General features: G+C 71.7%; 10 protein-coding genes and 1 pseudogene. 2 read left to right on the top strand and 9 right to left on the bottom strand.

Going from position 1 to position 8,761, the window contains the following annotated elements; translation table 11 throughout:
* The 4 genes from IE178_RS35905 to IE178_RS13520 form a co-directional block, all read right to left on the bottom strand.
* Window positions 1-645: SRPBCC domain-containing protein (locus IE178_RS35905; protein ID WP_318280022.1), on the bottom strand; the 645-nt coding region annotated here is incomplete at its 3' end.
* An 87-nt stretch (window positions 646-732) separates the two neighbouring features.
* Window positions 733-2,406 carry a polyamine aminopropyltransferase gene (locus IE178_RS13530; protein WP_193512426.1) on the bottom strand — a complete coding sequence of 558 codons (1,674 nt, stop codon included), beginning with the start codon at window positions 2,404-2,406 and terminating at the stop codon, window positions 733-735.
* A gap of 59 nt (window positions 2,407-2,465) precedes the next feature.
* On the bottom strand, window positions 2,466-2,999 hold the full coding sequence (locus IE178_RS13525; RefSeq protein WP_184766169.1) for a DUF2617 family protein: 534 nt from the start codon (window positions 2,997-2,999) through the stop codon (window positions 2,466-2,468).
* A 405-nt stretch (window positions 3,000-3,404) separates the two neighbouring features.
* Window positions 3,405-3,656 (bottom strand): hypothetical protein, encoded by a 252-nt coding sequence (locus IE178_RS13520; RefSeq protein ID WP_193512425.1) that lies wholly within the window; start codon window positions 3,654-3,656, stop codon window positions 3,405-3,407.
* A 139-nt stretch (window positions 3,657-3,795) separates the two neighbouring features.
* On the opposite strand from IE178_RS13520, the gene IE178_RS13515 reads away from it, so the two are divergent.
* Window positions 3,796-4,989: a pyridoxal phosphate-dependent aminotransferase gene (locus IE178_RS13515; RefSeq protein WP_193512424.1), complete on the top strand. Its 1,194-nt coding sequence runs from the start codon at window positions 3,796-3,798 to the stop codon at window positions 4,987-4,989.
* Between the two features lie 123 nt (window positions 4,990-5,112).
* Here the strand turns inward: IE178_RS13515 and IE178_RS13510 are convergent, their stop codons facing one another.
* Window positions 5,113-5,376 (bottom strand): type II toxin-antitoxin system RelE family toxin, encoded by a 264-nt coding sequence (locus IE178_RS13510; RefSeq protein WP_193512423.1) that lies wholly within the window; start codon window positions 5,374-5,376, stop codon window positions 5,113-5,115.
* On the bottom strand, window positions 5,369-5,638 hold the full coding sequence (locus tag IE178_RS13505) for a type II toxin-antitoxin system Phd/YefM family antitoxin (RefSeq protein WP_184766173.1): 270 nt from the start codon (window positions 5,636-5,638) through the stop codon (window positions 5,369-5,371). The genes IE178_RS13510 and IE178_RS13505 overlap by 8 nt, the downstream gene beginning before the upstream one ends.
* A gap of 101 nt (window positions 5,639-5,739) precedes the next feature.
* On the opposite strand from IE178_RS13505, the pseudogene IE178_RS35900 reads away from it, so the two are divergent.
* Window positions 5,740-5,934, top strand: a pseudogene (locus tag IE178_RS35900) (aminotransferase class I/II-fold pyridoxal phosphate-dependent enzyme); the annotation flags it as partial.
* A 785-nt stretch (window positions 5,935-6,719) separates the two neighbouring features.
* Here the strand turns inward: IE178_RS35900 and IE178_RS13495 are convergent.
* The 3 genes from IE178_RS13495 to IE178_RS13485 form a co-directional block, all read right to left on the bottom strand.
* The gene (locus IE178_RS13495; RefSeq protein WP_193512422.1) at window positions 6,720-7,274 is read right to left on the bottom strand and encodes a Uma2 family endonuclease; all 555 of its coding nucleotides are present in this window, start codon (window positions 7,272-7,274) and stop codon (window positions 6,720-6,722) included.
* A 186-nt stretch (window positions 7,275-7,460) separates the two neighbouring features.
* Window positions 7,461-7,703, bottom strand: a complete 243-nt coding sequence (locus tag IE178_RS36920) for a hypothetical protein (RefSeq protein ID WP_438874371.1) — start codon at window positions 7,701-7,703, stop codon at window positions 7,461-7,463.
* A 97-nt stretch (window positions 7,704-7,800) separates the two neighbouring features.
* Window positions 7,801-8,667: a hypothetical protein gene (locus IE178_RS13485; RefSeq protein ID WP_193512421.1), complete on the bottom strand. Its 867-nt coding sequence runs from the start codon at window positions 8,665-8,667 to the stop codon at window positions 7,801-7,803.
* Window positions 8,668-8,761 lie beyond the last annotated feature (94 nt).

Raw genomic sequence — 8,761 nt, 5'->3', positions numbered from 1 at the left:
TGGCGTGTCGTCCCCGTCCGGCGCGGGCCCCGACGCGGACGGTGGCGTGTCATCCCCGTCCGGGGTGGTCTCGAAGTCGGTGGTGGCCTGGGGTTCGAAGTCCCCCGCCGCGAGGAGTTCCGGCGACTCCGGTTCCGGTCCGGGCGACTCCCGTCCAGGCGACTCCGGTCCGGGCGACTCCGGTCCCGGCGACTCCGGTCCGGCGGCGGACTCGGTCGCCTCCGTCGCCACCGTGCCCAGGTTCTCCGCGAAACGGTTCAGCAGGCGTGACGCCGCCGCGGTCACCGCGTCCGGGGGGAGGTCCGTGACCCGGCCGTCGGCCGTCGCCGTGCCGTCGACGGTGAGGGTGGTGCCGCCGTCCGTGTCCCGCAGGCGCAGCCGCAGCGCCAGCTGCACCGAGCCGCTGCCGCGGGTCTCCACCGCGTCGCCCTCGACGGCGTAGGAACCGTCGTCCCGCGCGGACACCCGTACCGCCCCCCGGTAGGTCACCGAGTGGCTGCCGACGCGGACCTTCAGCCGGCCGGCGACGGGATCCGCACCGGCGTCGTGCTGGAGCCCGGGCACCGCCCGGGCGACCCGCGCGGGGTCGTCCAGCACCTCCCTGAGCCGCTCCACCTCGACCGGAACGAACACCTCGTGCTCCATGAGTGCCGAGCCTACCCAGGCGACGCCGGGCTGCACCCCCGTCGGCGGGAAGTCGCGGCGCGTCGGCCCGGGACGTAGTAAGGGGGCTCAGCCGGCATACCGGGGGTGTACCAGGGTCGACGGCGGCAGGCCGGGGACCCGGGTGCGCTCGGCGGCCCGGGCGTCCGCCGCGAGGGTGGCACCGGTGAGGGTGCGCGGGTGCGGCCCGGACGGGTCTAGGCGCGGCGCGGGGACGTGCCGGGCGGCCAGGACGAAGCCCCAGTCGCGGTCGGCGTGCGCGGTGTCCGCCGGAGCGCGGTCGGGGCCCGCGGCGAAACCCGCCTGCCGCCCGCGCGTGCGGTAGGCGGCGGTGCGCAGACCCGCCGCGCGGAGCGTCGCGTCCACCGTCCAGAAGTCGCGGGGCCGGGACGCCACCGCACCCCCGTGCACCGTGAGCCGTCCCCGCGGTGCCAGCACCCGCCGGGCCAGCCCGTAGAACTCCTGCGAGTACAGCTTCGTACTCGCGGTGATGCCGGGGTGCGGCAGATCCGAGACCACCACGTCGTACGCCGTCGCGGGCGCCCCGCGCAGCCAGTCGAAGGCGTCCGCGGCGGTCACGCGCACGCGCGGGTCGTCGAGCGCGTGCGCGTTCAGCGCGGACAGCGCCGGGTCCCGGCGCGCCAGCCGCACCACGCCCGCGTCGAGTTCGACGACGTCGACCCGGTGCACCCCGGTGTGCCGCAGCACCTCGCGGACGGCCAGCCCGTCACCGCCGCCGAGGACGAGGACGCGGGCGTGCGGCCCGTACATCGCGGGGTGCACGAGCGCCTCGTGGTACCGCAGTTCGTCCCGGCCGCTGACCCTCAGCCGCCCGTCGAGGAACAGGTTCAGGGGCCGTCCGTCCCGCCCGCCGGTGAGCAGCACCTCCTGGACGTCGGTCTGCACGGCCACCCGTACGTCCGGGCCGTACATGGCGTGCCGGGCGGCCCGTTCGAAGTCGTCGACGAGGACGGCGGCCGTGGCGAGGATCACCAGCACGCAGACGTTGGCGGCCACCAGCAGCCGGCGGGCGCGCCGCGTGAGGTCCTGCCGGAACAGGCCGAGGACCAGCGCGCCACCGACGACCGCGTTGACGGCACCGGTGATCAGCGCACCGGTCAACTGGCCGAGGAACGGCAGAAGGAGGAAGGGGAAGGCGAGCCCCCCGACGAGGGCGCCCACGTAGTCCGCGGCGGACAGGTCGGCGATCGCGCCGCCCGCGTCCTGCCGGCGGATCCGCTGGATCAGTTCCATCAGCAGCGGCACCTCGGCACCGATCAGCAGCCCGGTGGCGAGGGAGAAGGCGACCAGCAGACAGCGCGGGCCGTTCGCCCACACGCCGCCCCAGTCCCCCGTCCAGGCGAACACGGCGTACAGGGCCATCGCACTGCACCCGCCGACCAGGGCCAGGGTCGCCTCGACGGCGCCGAACCCGGCCGCCGCATGCCGTCGCAGCCGTTTCGCGGCCAGGGATCCGAGGCCCATCGCGAAGACCATCACGGACAGTACGACGGACGCCTGGGTGACCGAGTCGCCCATCAAGTACGTGGCCAGCGCGACGAGTTCCAGCTCGTACACGAGTCCGCAGGCCGCGCAGACGAACACGCCCGCGAGGACCAGGAACCGCCCGGTGTCCTGCCGCACGGGAAGCCGCACCGGGCTGTCCGCGTCGCCGCCGGTGCCGCCCCGCCCGTCCCAGGACTGCGCGGAGCCGGGTGGGGCGGGGGCCTGCGGTTCGATCACTCCAGCGACGTTACGTCACACCCCGAGCGCACAACGTCACCCACACGCGTGATGTTTGTTCACACCCGCCCCGCGCCGGTCTGCGCGGCCATGCGCACGCCCACCTTGGTCCGCGTCACCACCAGTTGCCCGTCCTGCGGATAGGCGTGCCAGGTCCGCCAGTGGACCTGCCCCTCGTGGCGCTGGGCGAGCATCGCCGTGAACGCGTGCGGACTGCCCGGGAAGACCCCGACGAGACCCTGCGGATGGTCGGAGACCAGAGCGAGCAGCTCCTGGGCCCGGCCGGCGAAGGAACCCGGGGAGAGAACCTCCACCCGGGCCGCGAACTCGTACTCCCAGTCCCCCACCCGCTTCGCCACGCCCAGCGGGAGCGGCGTACTGCTCCCCGGAATGCACGCCACCGTCTCCGAGCAGAGGCCCCGCTCCTCCTCCACGAGGACCTGGTGGGACGCGCCGAGCAGCCTCAACTGGAGCTTGGTGCCGGTCAGTTCCAGATCGAGCGTGGCGAGCGCGGGAAGCGGCTCGCGTCCCAGGGCCCAGGCGAGGTCGGCCGCGCGCGTGTCGGAATAGGCGGTGTTCAGGGTCGTGAGCATGGATCGGCTCCGCAGGCACACAAGGAGAGGGAGATATGGGTCCGCGCACCCCGGCCGCACCGGGGAACTGGACCCGTCAGCCCGGTCGCCCGGCCTGCAGAAGGGTCCGCGGGGAGTCCGAGGGCTGCGTTGGCGATTTATAGGGAATCATGAACTGTGGCGCTACCACAGCGTTTTTACCCAACTTCGTGGGCTTTCCATCCCCTGGGGGGCTCCCCAGCTCAACTGTTCCACCCCGGCGTACGCCCCGAGGGGACGGCCCACTCCGCCGCGCCGCACCGCGCGCCCACCCCACCCGGAACCGGACCCACCACCACCGCTTCACACCACAGCGGGGCCCGCCCCAGGTGCGGACCCCGCTGTCGCGGATGCGTCATCTCCCGAAGTGGAGGCAGGCTGCCCGTGTCAGCTGCCGCCCCCGCATCCGCCGCCGCCTCCGCAGGACGACCCGCCTCCGCAGGACGAGCCTCCGTCGGAGGACGATCCGCAGGACGTTCCGGCGGCGGCTCCGCCGCCGGCCCACCAGCCGCCGTCGCTGCTCCTGCTGTGACGGCCCGCGGACGATCCCGCCGGCCGGCGCGCCGACCGGCGGGCACGCTTCACGACGACCCCGACGACCAGGGCGAGGAGCACAACCAGGATGATGCCGATGGTCATGGCGTCATCCTCCTTTCGTTCCCCCGTGAGTCAGCAGGAGCGGCCCCCGTGGGCGCCCCGCTCACGTGTGTGACCGGGAGATGCCCTCCGCCCGCGCGGCCCAAAGCAGAGTTGAGGAAGTCCAGAGCTTCGGCGCAGGATGACCGGCATGACCTCCAGCGCGCGCCCCCTCCTGAACCGCCGGCTCGCCGAGTTCGGGACGACGATCTTCGCCGAGATGTCCGCCCTGGCCCTGCGGACCGGATCCATCAACCTGGGGCAGGGCTTCCCCGACACCGACGGCCCCGAGGAGGTCAGGGAGGCCGCCGTACGGGCCCTGCGGGACGGCCGCGGGAACCAGTACCCGCCGGGGCCCGGCATCCCCGAGCTGCGCACCGCCGTCGCCGCGCACCAGCAGCGCCGCTACGGCCTCGCCGTCGACCCCGACACCGAGGTCCTGGTCACCGCGGGCGCCACCGAGGCGATCGCCGCCGCGCTGCTCGCGCTGGTGGAGCCCGGCGACGAGGTGATCGCCTTCGAGCCGTACTACGACTCCTACGCGGCCTGCATCGCCATGGCGGGCGGCACCCGCGTCCCGGTGACCCTGCGCCCGCGCGACGGACGTTTCCGCCTCGACCTCGACGAACTGCGCGACGCCGTCACCGACCGCACCCGCCTGCTGCTGATCAACACCCCGCACAACCCGACCGGCACCGTGCTCACCCGCGAGGAGCTGACGGCGATCGCCGAGCTCGCGGTCGAACGCGATCTGCTGGTGGTGACCGACGAGGTCTACGAACACCTGGTCTTCGACGACGCCGAACACGTCCCGCTGGCCACCCTCCCGGGGATGCGGGAGCGCACGGTGACCATTTCGAGCGCGGGGAAGACCTTCTCCTTCACGGGCTGGAAGGTCGGCTGGGTTACCAGCGCCCCCGATCTCGTCGCCGCCGTCCGCTCGGCCAAGCAGTACTTGACGTACGTCGCCTCCGGGCCCTTCCAGTACGCCGTGGCCGAGGCCCTCGCGCTGCCGGACAGCTACTTCGAGGCGTTCCGCGCGGACATGCTGGCCAAGCGGGACGTACTGGCGGCGGGGCTTGCGGACGCCGGGTTCGCGGTATTCCGGACGGCGGGCACCTACTTCATCACCACCGACATCCGCCCCCTCGGCGAGAGCGACGGCTTCGCCTTCTGCCGTGCCCTGCCGGAACGCGCCGGGGTCGTCGCCATCCCAAACGCGGTCTTCTACGACCACCGCGAGGCGGGCGCCCCCTATGTCAGGTTCGCGTTCTGTAAGCGCACCGAGGTGCTGGCAGACGCGGCGGAACGGCTCCGCATGGCGTTTACGCACTGACCGCTGCCCTACAGGGCCGGTCGTCGCATGCCTCTCCTCATTGCCTGCCGTACCTCACACGCCCGGAACTCGCGTCGGAGGCGCCATGGAGCGGCTGAATATTCTGACCGATGTCAGGAGCGCTCAGGTGTCATAGACGGTGGAGCGATGCCCGACGTGTACGACCCACACCACCAGTTCGCCGTTGTCGATTGTGTAGATCACGCGGTAGTCGCCCACCCGGAGACGGCGGCGGTCGGGCTGGGAGACGAGGGCCGTGGTGTTGAACCCCGTCGGGTCGCTCTCCAGCTCAGTCAGCTTGGCCAGAATGCGGAGGGCCATGTCTCGCGGGACCTTGCGGAGTTCGGCCTGAGCCTCGGCTCGGAAGACGGCGCGGTACTTACTCACTGCGCGCCAGCGTCTCCCTCATGATGTCCTCGATCGGGATACCGCGCGCCGGGTTGGTCATGCGCTCGTCGATGATCCGGTTGATCTCGCGCTCTTCCCACTCCTGGTACTTGCGCAGCACCTCGATGGACACCACGGCGGCGACCTGCTTGCCCCGCCGGGTGATGACGGTAGGCACGTCGTCCCGGTCGGCCCGCTCCACGACCTCGGCCAGGTGTGCCCGGACATCGCGGATGGACTCTATCGGCATGGGCTGTGTCATGCGCCCAAGAGTACCGAGTGCCTCATGTGTACACAACGGCTCACTGTCGCTCGGGGGGTGTAGCCCTCGGACCCGCACGAGAATGAGTGTGTGAACGCGGAGTCGGCTGGGTGACCGGTACCGCAGAACTCGTGACCGCCGTCCGCTCCGCCAAGCAGTTCCTGACGTACGTGGCCTCCGGGCCCTTCCAGTACGCGGTCGCCGAGGCCCTGCGCCTTCCGGACTCGCACTTCGAGGAGTTCCGCGCCGACATGCGGGCCGAGCGCGATCTGCTGGCGGGCGGCCTGGAGCAGGCGGTACAACCGCCCCTTGACCACCCGGACCAGCCGTGCCTTCTTCGCCCACTCCACCAGCAGTCCCAGCCGCGGCAGGTCCGCCGAAGAGCGCACACCCTCGATCCTGTCGCCGGTGCCGAGTACGTCCACCAGCTCGCGGGCCTCCGCCATCCGCAGCCGTCCCGTCGCCGTCACCTGACGGCCGCCCTGCCCCGCCCATTCGGCCAGTCCCCGCAACTGCTCCACGGTCGTCGACGCCTCGGCTCGTCGGCGCAGTTCGTCGTCCGGGGGAAGCATCACGGGCAGTTGCGGCTCGGCCCGGGCCCCGTCGGACAGCGCACGGCCGGTCAGCCGCCGTTCCATGATCGCGGCAAGAGCCTGCTGATCGTAGGCGACCTCCCCGCGCTGCGCTCGGTCCGCGAAGCGCTGAAACGCCGCCCCGTCCTGGATGTGCACGCCCTGCTCCGCGGCCGTCATCGCCCAGAACTTCGCCAGTCCCCAGCGAGTGCGGTCCGTCATCGCCACCGGATGCTGTATCGCGACCCTGTCGACCGCGGCAAGGGAGTCCTGGAGTGAGGGGCCTCGCGGGTCCGCCAACTGCGCGGCGTGCAGATAGCGCAGTAGCGTGCGCAGTGTGCCCGGGGCGTCGGCGCGTTCCTCCCCGGGAAGCTCGGTGACCTGCTGGGGAAGCCAGGAGAGCAGCACCTCCTCCACATGGCGCGGCTCCCACAGCCCCAGTCGGCCGTCGGCCGTCGCCAGGTGCCGGTAGTCCAGCGCCGCCTCGGCCAGGAACCCGTCCACCTTCGTCAGCGGGCGTCCGCCTCGGGCTCCGGGCGCGGGAGTTCGTCGAGGTCGAGGGTGAAGGTGCGGCCGTCGGCCAGGGGGATGGGGAGCTTGCCTGTGCCGTACGCACGGGTGTGCGCCGTGCTGTAGCCGCTCGTGGTGGGCTCAGTGTGCAGGACGACTTCGCGGGCGTAGGGATCCACGACAAGGTAGACGGGGATGCCGTAGCGGCCGTACTTCGCGGTGCAGTCGTCGTAGTCCTTGCGCGCCGAGGAGGTCGAGACGACTTCCGAGATCAACAGGACGTCTTCGAAGCTGTAGCGCTTGCCCTCCTTGCGCGCGTCCTCGCGCAGGATGGCCAGGTCGGGAGCGGAGTTCTCGTCGGCGGGGAAATCGATGTAGACGTCGGAGGTGACCTTCGCATGACGGCCGAGGGCGGCGGCCGAGTCGATCTGCATCGACCTGATGGTGCTCGAGTGCTCCTCGCTCTGCGGGGTCATGATCACCTTTCCGTCGGCCCCGAACAGGACCGTGTACCCCTTGGGGAACTCGGTGCGCACGATCGCGTCGACACTCATGAACGGTGCTCCTTCCCGTGTGCGGTCAGGATACGGCGGACAGCGCCCTGGCACCGAGCAGGCGCTACAACGTACGTCAGGTACTGCTTCGCCGAGCGGACGGCCGCGACCAAACCAGGGGCCGCCGTGATCCAGGCGACTCCTCGTTCACACACCTATTGTCGCGGTGTCGTGTCCGAACCGGGTTCACAGCAGCAGTTCCTGACCTACGTCTCCGCGGGCCCGTTCCAGTACGCGGTCGCCGAGGCCCTCGTCCTGCCCGAGTCGTACTTCACCGCGTTCCGCGCGGACATGCTCTACGACCACCGGGAGGAGGGCGCCCCCGGCGGCCCTGCTCTTCAGCCACGAGAGGAGCGTGGACTGCGGAATCTCCAGGTGAGAGGCTGTTTCCGCGGGCGTCAGAAGCCCGTCTTCGAACCGGTCGGCCATGCCCCACCTCCTCCGTCTGTCGTGTCCACCGGCGGATCTCGCATCGTCGCGCATCAAGTCTCCCGTTCGGGGACCGATCGCACACCCGACCATCTGCTCAGCCGACCGCACGAAGAAAACCCCCGGCGAGACGGCCTCGGCAGTCCCGGCAGTGTCCGGGGTGCGGTGCGCGGAAGGCGCGCTCGCAGCCGTCGCAGGTCTGGAAGGGCTGTACGTCCGGGCGGTCGGGGGTCGGTGGGAGTGGCACCGGGGGCGGCGCGGGCAGGGGCGTTTCGCGGAGGCGGAAGGCGAGGATGCCCGCCGGGCGGGCCAGGAAGCGGTCGGGGAGTCGTGCCGTGAGCGTTGTGGTGATCTGGGAGGGGGCGACACCGGCCGCCAGCCACTTGGTGACGGCCGGCGCCAGACGCACGGCCTCCCGCTCGGACAGGACGAGACGCGGATCGACGCGGCGGAGGGAGGTCAGCACGGCGACCGCCTGCGGGTCGGCGTCGGCGAGTGACACCGGTTCTTCCGGCTGGTCCGGAGTGGGGACGGGCTCTGCGATGCCCTCGGCCGGGGGCGCGTTCCGGGGCCGGGGCTTCGGTGGTTCCGGGAAGCCGTCCAGGTCCGTGTCGCTGCCGGGAACGTCGTAGAAGTACGTCCGGGTGCGGATCTGCCCCGAGGGCAGGCGCTCGCGGCGACGCTCCAGGTACCCGGCGGCTTCCAGCTCCCGCAGCGCCCGCGAGATCAGGATCTCGCCCTCGGTGAAGTGCGCGCACAGGGCGGCGATGGTCACGGGGGTGCCGGTGGGCAGGGAGAGGATGTAGACCGCGACGCCGACGGTGACCGCGCTGCCGCGCCGCTGGGCGAGGACGTTGGAGATCACCGTGAAGTCGGCGGTGAGCCGGGTGCGTACATGGATCACGCCGGAAGTCGGAGCTCCGGCGTCGGCGCGCAGGCGCGCGTTAGACTGCGAGTCAGCCATTGGGAAGGTTGTGCTTCCTGATAGGTCAGGCCCTCGTTCGGGATTGCCGTCCCGGCCGGGGGCCGTATTTGTTTGTGGTTGTCGCGGCGAACGT

Source organism: Streptomyces griseoloalbus, assembly GCA_014650015.1.
GTDB classification, from domain to species: domain Bacteria; phylum Actinomycetota; class Actinomycetes; order Streptomycetales; family Streptomycetaceae; genus Streptomyces; species Streptomyces griseoloalbus.
This window is presented reverse-complemented; position numbering and strand designations above follow the sequence as displayed.

Bases quoted from the DNA above. Each gene is read 5' to 3' on its own strand.
- IE178_RS13505 (WP_184766173.1), bottom strand. From the start codon at position 5,638: ATGACACAGCCCATGCCGATAGAGTCCATCCGCGATGTCCGGGCACAC.
- IE178_RS13515 (WP_193512424.1), top strand. From the start codon at position 3,796: ATGACCGGCATGACCTCCAGCGCGCGCCCCCTCCTGAACCGCCGGCTC.
- IE178_RS13495 (WP_193512422.1), bottom strand. From the start codon at position 7,274: ATGAGTGTCGACGCGATCGTGCGCACCGAGTTCCCCAAGGGGTACACG.
- IE178_RS36920 (WP_438874371.1), bottom strand. From the start codon at position 7,703: ATGGCCGACCGGTTCGAAGACGGGCTTCTGACGCCCGCGGAAACAGCC.
- IE178_RS13520 (WP_193512425.1), bottom strand. From the start codon at position 3,656: ATGACCATCGGCATCATCCTGGTTGTGCTCCTCGCCCTGGTCGTCGGG.
- IE178_RS13485 (WP_193512421.1), bottom strand. From the start codon at position 8,667: ATGGCTGACTCGCAGTCTAACGCGCGCCTGCGCGCCGACGCCGGAGCT.
- IE178_RS13525 (WP_184766169.1), bottom strand. From the start codon at position 2,999: ATGCTCACGACCCTGAACACCGCCTATTCCGACACGCGCGCGGCCGAC.